This is a genomic window from Propionivibrio sp. (assembly GCF_029255185.1).
Classification (GTDB): domain Bacteria; phylum Pseudomonadota; class Gammaproteobacteria; order Burkholderiales; family Rhodocyclaceae; genus Propionivibrio.
On sequence record NZ_JAPUVO010000053.1, the window covers coordinates 1 to 12,021 of the forward strand.

A 12,021-nucleotide genomic window follows, 5' to 3' on the forward strand; every position below is an offset into this window, starting at 1 on the left:
CGGTTGAATCCATAGGCTTCAATCACCTTCGTCGCCGGCTCTCCCTCGCGCACCCGCTCGACCGCCATCAGCCGAATTTCCTCCAGCGTCTTTCGGTCAAAAGTTCGTCCATCTCGTTTCATGGAATATATGAACGTCATTCTTGTGACAAGTTCCCAATTTGTCGACTTATTTAGCGACTACTTAGTAATTGATACATTCTGGCTGTCTTCTCAAGCGTGTCCAGGAATCGGGTCGTAGGCGCCGCGGGGTTTGGTAATGCGCAGATCTTTCGCGGTCAATCCAAGCCAATTCAGACTGCGCGTGACTTCCTTGCCTGGACCGAGTCGATGCCGGATGAAAAAATTGACCAAAGGACCCATGATTCGCCAATAGTTCAGATTGGCTTTGCCATTGCGTATGAGGGCTGAGAACTCCGGAGCGTAAGGGTTATAGCCAAAGGAGAGAAGGTCGGAATACATCAGGAGCCAGTTGATCGGGTAGTTGCTGTGGATCGGATTGGCATGTTTATTGGTGGCGACCAGTCCGAGTTCGACCACTTTGCGCATGACGTCTTCCTGGTTATAAGCCCAAGCGTGAAAGGGGGCGAGGTAACGCGGAAACTGTGTTCCGGGGGGGTAGTTTTTCGGGTTGTAAAACCTCCCTAGTTCTGCGGCGCTAAACTCGCCGCAAGAAGCCATTTCGGGAGGCGTCCAGTCCGTTTCGCAAATCAACTGACGGGAAAACTCGTAGAGCATGCGTTCAGGTTCCGGCTGGCCGGGGGAGTATCCCGCCAGAACAAGCGGGATACCTTTTTCCATCGCCAGGTTGATCGCGTCGCCTTCAAAAAGCGGAGCGTAAACATAGGAGATGGTATAGACCGCGCCACGCTCCTCCTGATTGCGTAGAAGATAACGGAACGTTTTTTCGTAAAACTCGTGCGACGGTGAGTAGGTGACATGGTCGATATCGAGCTTGGCGAGCGAGCGGCGGATATTGTTCCAGGCCAGAGCCGGGATATTTACATCCACTGTGAAGGCCAGCACCTTGAGTCCGTAGTCGACCTTGAGACGGTGCATGAGGTAGATGCTATCTTTGCCGCCGCTAAGTGGGACCAGGCAATCGTATTCACCTTGCCCTCTGCATTCCGCTAGGGTTTTTTCAAAATCGGTTTCGTACCGTAGGCGCGATTTGTCTTCTTCCGCGACCTTGGCTTTAAGCGTATCAATGTCCAGGCACAGGTTGCAGACGGCATTTGACGATAGCGATATGCCGGGTACTGACTCGGGAATCAGACACCTGATACACCTTTTCATGCTAGCCTCCCGGTCGTACGTATGGACGATTCTTTTGTGGCCCAAGGTAAGCTCACGGACGAAGTTTAGCAGTTAAACTTATTCTTAAGCAGTTCTGTCCATTTCCATTACACACAAACAATGAGTGTGCTCAAACAAAAAGTATTCTGACCGATGTTGCAGGTGGCATATGAAATTCCATTTTTCACATCGGTTTTCCTTTGCACTGCGAAACGTGTTTCGGCAACGTTTGCGTTCGCTCGGAACGCTGGCAGCGATCAGCCTGGGCGTTGCCGGATTGATCCTGGCCGGTGGCTTTGTCCAGGATATTTTCATTCAGTTGGGCGAGGCGGTTATTCATTCACAAAGCGGCCATATCCAGATCGCTCGCCATGGCTATCGTGAGGGGCACACGCGGGCCCCGGAAGACTATGTTATCGAGCAGCCGGACAAGCTCAAGCAGAATTTGCTTAAAGAGCCGGGCGTGCAATTGGCACTCGCTCGCCTTGGCTTTGCCGGAGTCATCAACAATGGCAAACGGGACCTTGGCATTATCGGTGAAGGGGTTGAGCCGGCTGCCGAGGCCAAGCTGGGTACCTGGCTGCACTATATCGAAGGGCGCGCTCTGGCAGATGCCGATAATGACGGAATCGTTTTAGGCGAGGGTGTTGCCAAGTCGCTGGGATTGAAGGCCGGCGATCGAGTGAATCTGGTCATCAGCCTAGCTCAAGGGGCAGTTAATACGCTTGATTTTGAAGTGATCGGCGTGTTTCAGAGCTTTTCAAAAGATTTTGATGCGCGAGCCGTCCGCATAACGCTTTCAGCAGCACGCAATTTGATGGACGTCAACGTTGCGCATGTGATGGTGCTCGTTCTCGACAAAACCGATGATACCGACCGCGTTCTTGCCTCACTGAAACAAAAATTTGTACAGCAGGGGTATGAACTGGCCTCATGGCGAGAACTGTCAGATTATTACGAAAAGACTGTGAAGCTTTATGACAGTCAGTTTGGCATCTTGCGCTTCATCATTTTGCTGATGGTGCTCTTGAGTGTGGTAAACAGCGTCAACATGACGCTGTTTGAACGGACGCGAGAGTTTGGCACCATGTTGGCTCTGGGCGACAGGCCGGGAAGCGTGTTCCAGTTGATCATGACCGAGAGCGTTTGTCTGGGAATCATTGGCGCAGGACTGGGAATGCTGTTGGGCTGCGTCGCGGCCTGGGTGATTTCGGCCATCGGCATCCCGATGCCACCGCCACCCAACACTAATCTGGGTTATACAGCCTATATCCGTGTTGTTCCGTTGGAGGTGCTTACTGCGGGTGGTATTGGCTTTGTTGCTACTTGCCTGGCCGCTGTGCTGCCGGCGCGGCGGGTATCGCGGATGCCGGTGGTCAACGCGCTGCGCCAGGGTGCCTGAAGTCGATCTGACGCCAGGCCTGACTTTCGATTAAACTCCAACTCAGGTCATTTCCCTTGCTTTAGTGGGCCTAAGTGTTGTACGGGAAAAAATAACTTAGCCGGAGGTGGCACTATGCTGAAGTGGCTTCGTTCACGTTCACGAAAATTCGTGCGTGAATTGGCAAGAAAGTTGATTTCCTGGCTGCCGCGCAAAAGACGATTCGCAGTTTTCCGTTCATTTGCTGACTGCAACCCGGCACCGAGTGAGCGGCTGGTGCTGAAAATTGCCGAAACCAAAGAAGAACTCGAAGCCTGTTTCGCGGTTCTGCACGATGCCTACGTTGATAGCGGTTTCATGAAGCCTGATCCGTCCGGAATGCGGGTGACCATTTATCACGCCTTGCCTACCACCACAACGCTTTGCGCCAAATACGACGGCGAGGTGGTTGGGACCATCTCGCTGATCCGTGAAAGCGCGATGGGCTTCCCTCTTCAACAAATCTTCGACTTGAGTGCGGTGCGCAAGAAGGAAGGCTTTATCGCCGAAGTGTCGGCACTCGCCATCAATCGAAAATTTCGCAGAACGGGCGGTACCATCCTGTTTCCGCTAATGAAATTCATGTACGAATATTGCACCACATTTTTCGATACCCGGCATCTGGTCATTGCCGTTAATCCAAGCCATATCGAGATGTACGAGTCGCTGCTGTTTTTTCGGCGGCTGACAGCAAACGTCATCGAAAACTACGATTTCGTCAACGGCGCACCCGCGATCGGCGCCACTCTGGATCTCAAGGAGGCCGAGGAGATTTTTCGTGAAAATTATGCTTCAAAGCCACCTCGCCGCAACCTCTACGCCTACTTCATTGAATTAAAATTACCCAATATCCATTTCCCGAACCGTCGTTTTTTCACGACCAACGACCCGGTGCTGACGCCCGCATTGATCGACCATTTTTTTAATGTGCGGACGCGCACCTTCGCGAATCTCAGCGAGCGCAAAAAGGCGCTGCTTCACTCCATTTATGATCTGCCAGAGTACCGGGCGGTCCTGCCGGCGCCTTCCGAGAGTCCGGGAGCTAGCCCCTTGCGTCGCCACGAGCGCTTTTCGGTGAAATGCCCGGGACGAATTACCTACACTACGGACGAAGGCAAGCAGGGAAACATCTCGATCAAGGTAGTCGAAGTCTCCTTAGATGGTTTCCAGGCCTTTGCGCATGGCATACTGCCGCTCAATATCTGGTGCGATGTGACTATAAAGCTGGGTCACGCCGACATTTCTCGCGTCAGCGCCTACGTCCTGCGCGAAAAGAGAAGCGAATCCCGGGGTCTATACGGTTTTCGCCTGGGGGAGCCTGATATCAGTTGGAGAAAATTTGTTTCGGCGCTCAATGGCAGCAAGATCTACAGCGACCTCGATAACGCCACGCGCTTCCTCGAGTCGCGCTTTCGCAATTGATCGATCAGCCGGTGATGTAGTTTTCCAGTTGGTCGATGATGAATTTCTGCTGACTAATCATTTCCTTGATCATGTCACCCACTGAAACAATGCCTACGACATTATGCTCATCGTCAAGAACGGGGAGGTGGCGGAAGTGTTTTTCAGTCATGATTGCCATGCATTCCTCGACCGTGCGATTTAACGTCACGTAAACCACCTTGCCGGACATGATCTCACTGACTTTGGTGCTTTTTGAAGCCTTGCCCTGCAGGATCACCTTGCGCGCATAGTCGCGCTCCGAGAAAACGCCCGCCAGGCGTTTGCCGTCAAGCACAAGCAGGGCGCCGACATCATGCTCGGCCATGATTTCCAGCGCGCGCAGCACCGTTTGCTCAGGGGCAACGGCGGCTAGTTTTTTGTTCTTGCTCTCAATGAGTTGCTTGAGTGTTTTCATGAGGCGTCCTTGTGGGTGGAATCAGCGCAGGCCGGCGATGTAGTCGGCAAGCGCCTTGATTTGCTTGTCAGATAGTTTTTCGCCAATGCTGCGCATCATCCTCTCTGGGTCGTTTGAGCGCTCTTCACTGCGAAAGTTCTTCAACTGGAGATCAGTGTATTCAGCATATTGTCCAGAAAGGCTTGGGTACTGTGCCGGTATGCCGGAACCGGTCGGGCCGTGGCAACCGGCACAGGCAGGAATCCCTTTGTCGAAGTCGCCTTTGCGCCAGATGCTTTTGCCTGCCGCGACCAGCTTTTCGTCAGTCGCGCTTGCCGGTTTCCGCTTTTGCTGCGAAAAGTAGAGGGCAAGCCCTTTCATGTCTTCGACGGTCAGTGCAGCGGTCATGCTAGCCATGATCGGATTGTTGCGGACCGCCGGTTTGCTGTCCACTGCCCTGAACTCGGTCAGTTGCTTGAAGAGGTAGTCCGCACCCTGAGCCGCCAGAATCGGGTTGGCCGATGTCGGACTGTTGCCGTCTGCACCGTGACAGGCGACGCATACCGTTTCAGCGATTTTTTTGGCCTTGGTCAGATCGAATGTGGTTTTGACTTCTTCCGCCGCAAAAACGGAGAAGCCAAGGGTCGTGAGTACCGCGAGTGCAGTGGTGCGAATCATGGACAAACTCCTATTGATCAGTCCGAGTGCAGAGATGCAAATTCCCAAACCTGATATTCTATAGCACTTTAGGGCTTAGTCGCGCCCGCCCCAATCTCCCAACCTCTCCAATTTGCCAATGCCTATTTTTCAGAAGGCGGTTTTTCACACGACCGTCGCCAAATTGCCCGATTTGCCCACTGATTCCCAACGAGAGGTTGCTTTTGCTGGACGCTCGAATGCCGGAAAGTCGTCAGCCATCAACACGCTGGCCAACCACACACGCCTTGCGTTTGTTTCGAAGACACCGGGGCGAACTCAGCATCTGAACTATTTCACTCTTGATGCCGGCAAGTATTTCGTTGATTTGCCAGGCTATGGCTTTGCCAAGGCGCCGGAGGAAATACGCTCGCAATGGGAGGGCCTGCTGGCGCCCTATCTGCGCTACCGCGAGCCACTGGTCGGCCTGGTGCTAATCATGGACAGTCGACATCCGTTGACCAATCTTGACTTGCAGATGTTGGCCTGGTTTGCGCAGACCGGAAAACCGATTCATATTCTGCTCTCCAAGGCGGACAAGCTGACCCGTCAGGAGCAGACGCTGGCCTTGCGCGACGTGCAGACTGACCTGGATAAAATCAGCGACAACTGTACGTTGCAACTGTTCTCTAGTCTGAAAAAAACGGGGGTTGCCGAGGCCGAGGCAGTGCTTGGCGGTTGGCTCGCTATGGAAGCAAGGCCAGGTGCCACACCGCCCGTCGGCCTGCGCACCGAGAAAGTCGCACGGCCGAAGAACCGCAAGGCCATCGGTTGGAGTGCTAGAACGGCCGGTGGCCTTGCGCGGAAATAAAAAGCCCCCGGTGATAACCGGGGGCGAAATGCCTTGCCTAGACGCAAGGCGCCCGCTCAGGGAGATGAAGCGGGAGACGGCGTGTGCCATCCGAATGTTGAGAGTGGCGTGGTCAGAAATAAGTTCCCGCATGCGGGATTTTTTCGGTTTTTCTGCGAGGGTGACGTGAGCACCATGAATTTCAATGCAAGTTTTCCTGGCACACGCATGCGCCGCATGCGTCGTGACGATTTTAGCCGCCGTTTAATACGTGAGTCGGCGTTGACTGCTGACGACCTTATTTACCCGGTGTTTGTCCTCGAAGGCAGTAAGCGAATCGAGTTGGTTTCCTCGATGCCCGGTGTCGAGCGGCAGAGCCTGGACCGCGTGTTGAGAACGGCTGAGCGTGCGCTTGAGCTTGGCGTTCCGGCACTGGCGCTATTTCCGGTGATTGATGTTGCGTTCAAGACACCGGGCGCCGAAGAAGCCTATAACCCAGAGGGCCTCGTACCTCGGGTGGTGACGGCGCTCAAGAAAGAGTTTCCTGAACTTGGCATCATTACCGACGTCGCGCTTGATCCCTACACCAGCCACGGTCAGGACGGCCTGATCGACGCCGACGACCCGCGCGGCTATGTGCTCAACGACCAGACCCTCGACGTGCTGGCCAGACAAGCGCTTGTCCACGCGCAGGCCGGCGCCGATGTGGTCGCCCCGTCCGACATGATGGACGGCCGCGTGGCGCGCATCCGTGCCGAACTGGACGCGGCGACATTGATCCACACACGCATTCTGGCTTACTCGGCCAAGTATGCGTCGAGTTTCTATGGTCCTTTCCGCGATGCGCTCGGATCGTCGGCCAGTCTTGGCAAGGGCAACAAGACGACCTACCAGATGGACCCGGCGAACAGCGACGAGGCCCTGCGCGAAGTGGCGCTCGATCTTGCCGAGGGGGCTGACATGGTGATGATCAAGCCGGGGATGCCCTATCTCGATATCGTCCGCCGCGTGAAGGACGAGTTCAAGGTGCCGACCTATGCTTACCAGGTAAGCGGTGAGTACGCCATGCTCAAGGCTGCCGCTCAGAATGGCTGGTTGGACGAAAAGGCCTGCGTGTTGGAGAGCATGCTCGCTTTCAAACGGGCGGGAGCCGATGGCATCCTGAGCTATTTTGCACTCGATGCGGCTGCCTGGCTCAAGGGCTGACTTATCTGGTTCTGAATACCAGAACGAAGCGTTCGAGGACGCGCAGCACCGGGTCGATGGTCAGCCCCTGCCAGTAACTGGCGCGGCTCTCGATCCAGTGAAAGAATGCTGCGCCAACGGCAATGCTGACGGCCCACGCGAGCACAATGCCAAAGGCATTAGCAACTGCGCTTTCCGGTGTGATTTTCGAGAATATCGCGTTGACGACGAGAACTACCGGAAAGTGGGCTAGAAATACCGAATAGGAGATTTTCCCGAGATAGGCCAGGACTTTCCCTTTAGGCCAGCTTCCCATGAACCCGCTGCGTCGGGAAATGCCGAGAGCCAGCGCGGTGAGCAGTGCGACCGCGATGCGTGAGCGGAAGTCGATGAGCAGCACGGCAACAACGATGACCGTCATGAACGGCAAGCAGTAGGGGTTTTTTTCGGTTTCCGTTAACCAATAGCTCAGTGCGCCCAGGGCGTAGGCGCCAAAGAAGTAGAGCGCCCAATTGTCCCAATGTGAATCCCGGTTGAAGTAGAGCAGCGAAACCAGCGCTAGTCCGCTGACCAATAGGGTACCAAGCCGTTGCGTAGCGATGCCCTCTTTCCCGGACGAGCGGGCGAGCCAGAGTGTGCCAAGCAGCAGAGTGAATAACTGGAAGTCGATGGCGATGTACCAGACGCCTGCCGACAGCGAGTCGACATCGAGGATGTTCTGTAGCAGGGCAATATGCGCCAATACCTGCCACGGGGTCGGCGGGTTGGGAATCGAATCGTGCTCGATCAGACTGCGGGCGATGGCCGCGCACAGAATGCTCAACAAGACCGCAGCGAGGTAGGGGATGATCAGCTTCAAATAACGGTTTTTCAACAGGGTGAGCGGGGCAGTGCTGATCAGCTTGCCGGCGGGGGCCAGCGCTTTTGCTGCCAGGAAGCCGCCGATGACAAGAAAGACCTGAACCGCGATGCGCGCATCCTGACTCAGCCAGGAAAACAACGCCGGGGCCAATTCGCGGGCGACATCGGACATCGGGCCGTAGAACGCCAGATGGTGTAGAACGATGAGCTGCGAAGCGATCGCCTTCAAGGCGTCGATAAAAGCCAGTCTCGTTGCGGCAGTACGCATGCGGTGGGTCCGTGCTGAGAAGGTGCTGGTCGGAAACTTGCGGGCTTATTTACTAAGCTGCGGATTCTACGCGATATTTTTTGTTCGATCCAGCATAGGTCTCAGGCCGATCTTTGGCTCAGGCAGGCGACGCATAGCATTGGCCATTGCTGCGGCCAGTGGGTCATCGGCTCTCGGGTAAAACCGCTTTTGGCGTACTGCTGCCAGCGACCGATGATGTAGCAGAGCAGAACATTGGCCAGAGCGCCGAAATCGGCGGTGACGGCAATCTGCTCCTGCGTTGCGGCGACACGCAGCGCTTGCTTGAGCACTGCCTCGATCTTGTCGTGCAGTTGGTTGATGCGTGTCTGTAGACGTTCATTTTCGTTGACCAGCGCGTCGCCGGTCAGCACCTTGGTCATGCCGCGATTGCGCTGGGAAAAGTTGAGCAACAGCGCGAGGATATGTTCGACCTGTTGCAGGCCTTGCGCTTCCTCAGCGGAAATCTGGTTGATGACACCGAATAGGCTGGTTTCGATAAATTCGATCAGCCCCTCGAACATTTGCGCCTTACTGGCAAAGTGGCGATAGAGCGCCGCTTCCGAGCAATTGAGCCGGGCGGCGAGGGCGGCAGTAGTGATTTTTTCGCCTTTTGGGTCTTCCAGCATCACGGCCAGTGTTTGTAGTATCTGTAGTTTTTTCTCGCCCGGCTTCGCCATGCCCTTGTCCCCAATCCCCGATGTGTTTGTTTTTGCAGGATCGATTATAGCTTCCAAAGATGGCAGGGCAAGTTGAGAATTGAAGCCAGCTTTACGTCTACATAGGGCGGTTAGCGTGTGCAGGTACTCACCCACACGGTTCCATGCAAGGTCGAACAGTCAGGTACGCGGCGCGATGCGCACGGTAAAGACGCCAGCGCAGAGCCGTCTCGGCAGGCGTTGCTCATTGACGCTTGATCATCGTTCCAACGCCGTGACTGGTCAGAATTTCCAGCAACAGCGCGTGTTCGACGCGACCGTCGATGATGTGCACACTCTTCACGCCGCTACGCGCGGCATCGAGCGCCGAGCTGATTTTCGGCAGCATGCCGCCGTAAAGCGTACCGTCAGCGACCATCTCGTCGATCTGCTTTGGCGTAACGTTGGTAACCAGTTTTCCATCTTTGTCGAGGACCCCCGGGGTGTTGGTCAGCAGCACCAATTTTTCGGCATTGAGAATTTCGGCGATTTTGCCAGCGACGACATCGGCGTTGATGTTGTAGGTCTCGCCTTTCTCGCCGACGCCAATCGGGGCGATTACCGGGATGAAAGCGCCGGCTTCAAGATGGGCGATCAATGCCGGGTCGACCTGGGTAATGTCGCCGACCATGCCGATGTCGATCAGGTCGGCATCGTTGTCCCGATTGTGCAGCAGGAGTTTTTTGGCACGGATCAGGTTGCCGTCTTTGCCAGTCAGTCCGACAGCCTTGCCGCCCGCCTGATTGATCAGGTTGACCACGTCCTTGTTGACCTGTCCACCGAGCACCATTTCGACGATTTCCATCGTCTCGGCATCGGTAACGCGCATGCCCTGGATGAACTCGCCCTTTTTGCCGACGCGGGTCAGAAGACTCTCGATCTGTGGGCCGCCACCGTGCACTACGACGACGTTTATGCCGACCAGCTTGAGGAGGACAACATCGCGTGCGAAGCATTGTTTGAGGTTCTCGTCGACCATGGCGTTGCCGCCGAATTTGACGACAATGGTCTTGCCGTGGAAGCGTTTAATGTAAGGCAATGCTTCGGCAAGAATGGCCGCTTCCTGCGCCGGGGAAGATTGTGGGGGGGGCATGGTCGGGTTCCTTGAAATGACGGGCAATTCTACTCGCAGCATTGGCAAATAAAAAGATAGAAACCAGTTTTGTGTGCAAGGCTACTCTTGCGTATGTCATGAGCTGTCGCTAGAGTACAGCCATGATCGACACCGACCTGCAAAAATCGCTGCGGAAAATTCGTCCGACACTGCTGCGCTTCGCCATGCTGCAACTGCGCAATGAAGCTGCGGCAGAGGATGTCGTGCAAGAAACTTTGCTTGCTGCGCTGGAGGGTAAAAGTGCGTTTTCTGGCCGTTCCCAGTTCAAGACCTGGGTGGTTTCCATTCTGCGCAACAAGATTGTCGATCACCTGCGCCGTGGAGCGCGCGAAGGTTCATTGCCGCTGGTCGACGAACAGGGCGATGAAGATTTCGACGCGCTCTTCGATGGTACCGGACACTGGCAGGAGCCGCCCGGCGACTGGGGCGATCCGGCGGCGGTGATCGAGCAGCGTGGCTTCTACGAGATACTCGAGTTGTGCATGAAAGCCTTGCCGGAAAACGTGGCGCGAGTGTTCACTATGCGCGAGGTGCTCGGTTTCGAGACCGAAGAAATATGTAAGGAATTGAAAATGAGTTCGTCCAACTGTTGGGTTGTGCTCTATCGGGCACGCATGCGACTGCGCGAGTGCCTGCAGATGCGCTGGTTTGGCGCGAGGTGATAGGGAATGAAATCGTGCCGGGATGTTCACAGGCTGGTGAGCGAAGGGCAGGATCGTCAACTCAGTTTTGCTGAGCGCCTCTCCGTGCGTGTGCATCTGATGTTGTGCACCGCCTGCCGTTGTTTTGACAGGCAGATGGATTTTCTTCGACAAGCATTCAGGAACTTCCCCGGGGAGTAAGTACGGCTGCTAGAGGACGTAAGGGCGTTCATAATCAATCTGAACAACTTCGAGCTATTACGACGGCTCATTGGATGATCATTAATGGCTCAATCTTTGCGCGTACATGAACCATGTCATCGGCCGACACAGTGCCTTTCTTCTTTGCTCGCCGCATCTTCCAGCCAAGTGATTTGACCTGATCTGACAGCACTGCACTGGCGACACCGTCGACCTCGGCCAGAACCTCAAAAGGATGCCCCTTGATCTTGGTTGTCATGGGGCAGCAAACCATTAATCCGGTCTTGCCGTTATAGCCCGCTGGACTGATGACCAGCGCAGGGCGGCGACCTGCCTGTTCGTGGCCAGCCTGTGGATCGAACTCTAGCCAGACGACACCGCCAAGGCGAGCGAGAGCGAGGAGCCACGTTATCGGGAGCTGATGGCTCAACACCACGATCTGGGCGATCTGGCGAAGATCGGCCACACACTTTGGTACGTCGCCACGTACAAGCAGGAATGGGTCGCGTTGCTAAGCTTCTCGGCATCGGCGCATCCGTGAAGGCTACAGCGAGCGCGATGACACGCCCAAACTGGTCTTCGTCCGCGCGCTACGGCACGACGCGCAGTCCCAATTGTCATGTTCCCTCATCCAAGAGCACTACCGCCAGGAGTCGCCCAAGATCATGATCAGCATAGAACACATGTCAGCATTGCCGCATTACTTCAAACGCGCTTTGTTCACCCCAAATCGCTGTAATCCGCTCAAAACAAGGGTTTGGTCGATTTTTTCATTTTAAATGTAGCCATGTCTGCTCATCCTATGCACCTCGAAATTCAGACGCATCGCGGAAAGCCGTGCGGGGTGATCCGTTCCACCTTTCGCGCCGACGGCAAGATCAACACACCTCGCATGGCCGGATCAGTGGTGCACCCCTCAATACGCTCAGGCTGATCCAGGCTGCCTTTCGGGGCGATGTCAGGAACGCTTGGCCAGCCAGCATCTGAAGGACGGCGC

14 protein-coding genes are annotated in these 12,021 nt (G+C 55.3%); 6 read left to right on the plus strand and 8 right to left on the minus strand.

All coding sequences use genetic code 11. The annotated features are described in order from the left end of the window. Window positions 1–212 precede the first annotated feature (212 nt). Entirely contained in the window at window positions 213–1,295 is a 1,083-nt protein-coding gene (locus Q1J43_RS01615) for a hypothetical protein (RefSeq protein WP_301100550.1), read from the minus strand. Window positions 1,296–1,509: 214 nt separating this feature from the next. Between Q1J43_RS01615 and Q1J43_RS01620 the strand changes: the two genes are divergently transcribed. Both Q1J43_RS01620 and Q1J43_RS01625 read left to right on the plus strand, forming a co-directional pair. Further along, window positions 1,510–2,697 (plus strand): FtsX-like permease family protein, encoded by a 1,188-nt coding sequence (locus Q1J43_RS01620; RefSeq protein WP_301100551.1) that lies wholly within the window; start codon window positions 1,510–1,512, stop codon window positions 2,695–2,697. A 114-nt stretch (window positions 2,698–2,811) separates the two neighbouring features. Then, entirely contained in the window at window positions 2,812–4,137 is a 1,326-nt protein-coding gene (locus Q1J43_RS01625) for a hypothetical protein (RefSeq protein WP_301100553.1), read from the plus strand. Window positions 4,138–4,141: 4 nt separating this feature from the next. On the opposite strand, the gene Q1J43_RS01630 is transcribed toward Q1J43_RS01625, so the two are convergent. Both Q1J43_RS01630 and Q1J43_RS01635 read right to left on the minus strand, forming a co-directional pair. Next, window positions 4,142–4,573, minus strand: a complete 432-nt coding sequence (locus Q1J43_RS01630) for a CBS domain-containing protein (RefSeq protein ID WP_301100555.1) — start codon at window positions 4,571–4,573, stop codon at window positions 4,142–4,144. Window positions 4,574–4,594: 21 nt separating this feature from the next. Beyond that, window positions 4,595–5,230, minus strand: coding sequence for a c-type cytochrome (locus Q1J43_RS01635; protein ID WP_301100556.1), 636 nt, complete (start codon window positions 5,228–5,230; stop codon window positions 4,595–4,597). Window positions 5,231–5,348: 118 nt separating this feature from the next. Here Q1J43_RS01635 and yihA point away from each other — a divergent pair, with 118 nt between their 5' ends. Next, complete coding sequence (gene yihA / locus Q1J43_RS01640) at window positions 5,349–6,059, plus strand: ribosome biogenesis GTP-binding protein YihA/YsxC (RefSeq protein WP_301100557.1); 711 nt, start codon at window positions 5,349–5,351, stop codon at window positions 6,057–6,059. A 174-nt stretch (window positions 6,060–6,233) separates the two neighbouring features. Next, window positions 6,234–7,244: a porphobilinogen synthase gene (gene hemB / locus Q1J43_RS01645; RefSeq protein ID WP_301100559.1), complete on the plus strand. Its 1,011-nt coding sequence runs from the start codon at window positions 6,234–6,236 to the stop codon at window positions 7,242–7,244. A gap of 1 nt (window position 7,245) precedes the next feature. Here the strand turns inward: hemB and Q1J43_RS01650 are convergent, their stop codons facing one another. From Q1J43_RS01650 to argB, 3 genes are all read right to left on the minus strand, one after another. Beyond that, entirely contained in the window at window positions 7,246–8,352 is a 1,107-nt protein-coding gene (locus Q1J43_RS01650) for an acyltransferase (protein WP_301100560.1), read from the minus strand. 101 nt (window positions 8,353–8,453) lie between these two features. Then, window positions 8,454–9,050, minus strand: a complete 597-nt coding sequence (gene slmA, locus Q1J43_RS01655) for a nucleoid occlusion factor SlmA (RefSeq protein ID WP_301100561.1) — start codon at window positions 9,048–9,050, stop codon at window positions 8,454–8,456. Between the two features lie 223 nt (window positions 9,051–9,273). After that, window positions 9,274–10,161 carry an acetylglutamate kinase gene (gene argB, locus Q1J43_RS01660; RefSeq protein ID WP_301100562.1) on the minus strand — a complete coding sequence of 296 codons (888 nt, stop codon included), beginning with the start codon at window positions 10,159–10,161 and terminating at the stop codon, window positions 9,274–9,276. Between the two features lie 122 nt (window positions 10,162–10,283). Between argB and Q1J43_RS01665 the strand changes: the two genes are divergently transcribed. Together Q1J43_RS01665 and Q1J43_RS01670 are read left to right on the plus strand one after the other, a co-directional pair. Continuing rightward, window positions 10,284–10,844 carry a sigma-70 family RNA polymerase sigma factor gene (locus Q1J43_RS01665; RefSeq protein WP_301100564.1) on the plus strand — a complete coding sequence of 187 codons (561 nt, stop codon included), beginning with the start codon at window positions 10,284–10,286 and terminating at the stop codon, window positions 10,842–10,844. 6 nt (window positions 10,845–10,850) lie between these two features. Next, entirely contained in the window at window positions 10,851–11,024 is a 174-nt protein-coding gene (locus Q1J43_RS01670) for a zf-HC2 domain-containing protein (RefSeq protein WP_301100566.1), read from the plus strand. Between the two features lie 67 nt (window positions 11,025–11,091). Here Q1J43_RS01670 and mazF read toward each other — a convergent pair whose 3' ends face one another. Next, the gene (gene mazF, locus Q1J43_RS01675; protein WP_301100568.1) at window positions 11,092–11,490 is read right to left on the minus strand and encodes an endoribonuclease MazF; all 399 of its coding nucleotides are present in this window, start codon (window positions 11,488–11,490) and stop codon (window positions 11,092–11,094) included. 350 nt (window positions 11,491–11,840) lie between these two features. Continuing rightward, the coding region (locus Q1J43_RS01680) for a hypothetical protein (RefSeq protein ID WP_301100570.1) at window positions 11,841–12,021 on the minus strand (181 nt) is incomplete at its 5' end.

What these genes read in the sequence shown, in the direction of transcription:
- Q1J43_RS01615 (WP_301100550.1), bottom strand. Translation starts at nt 1,295, where the DNA reads ATGAAAAGGTGTATCAGGTGTCTGATTCCCGAGTCAGTACCCGGCATA.
- Q1J43_RS01625 (WP_301100553.1), top strand. Translation starts at nt 2,812, where the DNA reads ATGCTGAAGTGGCTTCGTTCACGTTCACGAAAATTCGTGCGTGAATTG.
- Q1J43_RS01630 (WP_301100555.1), bottom strand. Translation starts at nt 4,573, where the DNA reads ATGAAAACACTCAAGCAACTCATTGAGAGCAAGAACAAAAAACTAGCC.
- Q1J43_RS01635 (WP_301100556.1), bottom strand. Translation starts at nt 5,230, where the DNA reads ATGATTCGCACCACTGCACTCGCGGTACTCACGACCCTTGGCTTCTCC.
- yihA (WP_301100557.1), top strand. Translation starts at nt 5,349, where the DNA reads ATGCCTATTTTTCAGAAGGCGGTTTTTCACACGACCGTCGCCAAATTG.
- hemB (WP_301100559.1), top strand. Translation starts at nt 6,234, where the DNA reads ATGAATTTCAATGCAAGTTTTCCTGGCACACGCATGCGCCGCATGCGT.
- Q1J43_RS01650 (WP_301100560.1), bottom strand. Translation starts at nt 8,352, where the DNA reads ATGCGTACTGCCGCAACGAGACTGGCTTTTATCGACGCCTTGAAGGCG.
- slmA (WP_301100561.1), bottom strand. Translation starts at nt 9,050, where the DNA reads ATGGCGAAGCCGGGCGAGAAAAAACTACAGATACTACAAACACTGGCC.
- argB (WP_301100562.1), bottom strand. Translation starts at nt 10,161, where the DNA reads ATGCCCCCCCCACAATCTTCCCCGGCGCAGGAAGCGGCCATTCTTGCC.
- Q1J43_RS01665 (WP_301100564.1), top strand. Translation starts at nt 10,284, where the DNA reads ATGATCGACACCGACCTGCAAAAATCGCTGCGGAAAATTCGTCCGACA.
- Q1J43_RS01670 (WP_301100566.1), top strand. Translation starts at nt 10,851, where the DNA reads ATGAAATCGTGCCGGGATGTTCACAGGCTGGTGAGCGAAGGGCAGGAT.